A 1,411-nucleotide genomic window follows, 5' to 3' on the forward strand; every position below is an offset into this window, starting at 1 on the left:
ACGGCGACCTGCTGCCAGAAGGGCTGCACGCCGGTGATGACGAAGCCGTTCTGCAGCACCGCCGGGATGAACAGGCCGACCACGGTTCCGAAGATCGTGCCGACGCCGCCGAAGAGGGACGTTCCGCCGATGACGACGGCCGCGATGACGTTCAGGTTGGTCTGCGACTGACCCGCGATCGCCGTGGTCGAGAACTGCGACAGGGCGAGGATGCCGGCGAGACCGGCGAGCGCTCCCGACAGCGTGTAGACCGAGATGAGGTGGCGGTCCACCTTCACGCCCACGCGACGAGCGGCCAGCTCGCTGGAGCCGACGGCGTAGGTGTAGAGCCCGAACTTCGTGAAGTGCAGCACGATCGCCCCGATCACCACGACCACGAGCGCGATGACGCTGATGATGGGCAGCGACCCGAAGACGTTGCCGTAGCCGATCGAGACCGTCAGCACCGTGGGCACGTCGCGGATGTCGACGCCGCCCGTCAGGATCTGCGCGAGGCCCAGGGCCATACCGAGCGAGCCGAGCGTGACGATGAGCGGCGGGATCTTCGCCTTGGCGATGAGGAAGCCGTTGAGCAGCCCCCAGCAGACGCCGCTCAGGATCGAGACGAGGATGCCGATGGTCGCGACGCCCCAGCCCTCCCCGCCGAGGGCACGCATCGTCATGGCCGCCACGACGCCCGAGAACACCAGGACCGACCCGATCGAGAGGTCGATGCCCGAGGTGATGATGATGTACGTCATCCCGACGCCGAGCACCGCGAGGATCGAGGCGTTCTGGATGATGAGGCGGAAGTTCGACCACTGGGCGAACGAGTCCGGCGCCAGCGCGCTGAAGATCAGCACGATGACGATGAGGATGATGAGGATCTGGAAGGCCTGTGCCTTGAGGAGCCCCACGAAGAAGTTGGGCTTGTTGTCGTCGAAGGTGCCGATGGCGACGGTCTCGGTGGGGGGTGTCGTGGTGCTCATTTGGAGTCGTCCTTCGTGACGGCGCCGGTCATGAGTCCGACGAGTTCTTCCATGGAGGTGTTCTTGGCGTCGATGTTCGCCACGCGAGTTCCCAGGCGCAGCACCTGGATGCGGTCGCAGACCTCCATCACGTGCGGCATCGAGTGCGAGATCAGCACGACGGCGATGCCCTTGTCCCGCACCCGGCGGATCGTTTCGAGCACGTTCTTGGTCTGACGCACCCCGAGGGCGGCGGTGGGTTCGTCGAGGAAGACGAGGCGTCCGGCCCAGTGCACGGCGCGGGCGATCGCGATCGCCTGCCGCTGCCCACCCGACATCTCCCCCACCGGGGAGGTCAGCGAGCGCACGGTCGCACCGAGCTCATCGAACGCGGCGCGGGAGGCGACGGCCATGTCCTTGGTCTTCATGAACCCCAACGCCCCCGCCAGGCCCGGGCGGCGGAT

Annotated in this window: 2 protein-coding genes; both read right to left on the bottom strand. The window is 66.9% G+C overall.

The features are described 5' to 3' along the window. The coding region (locus tag ACTJJP_RS17330) for an ABC transporter permease (protein ID WP_440776233.1) at positions 1-968 on the bottom strand (968 nt) is incomplete at its 3' end. Further along, on the bottom strand, positions 965-1,411 hold a 447-nt coding region (locus ACTJJP_RS17335), incomplete at its 5' end, for an ATP-binding cassette domain-containing protein (protein ID WP_440776231.1). The genes ACTJJP_RS17335 and ACTJJP_RS17330, both read right to left, overlap by 4 nt.

Source organism: Microbacterium sp. 22296 (genome assembly GCF_052045385.1).
Classification (GTDB): Bacteria; Actinomycetota; Actinomycetes; order Actinomycetales; family Microbacteriaceae; genus Microbacterium.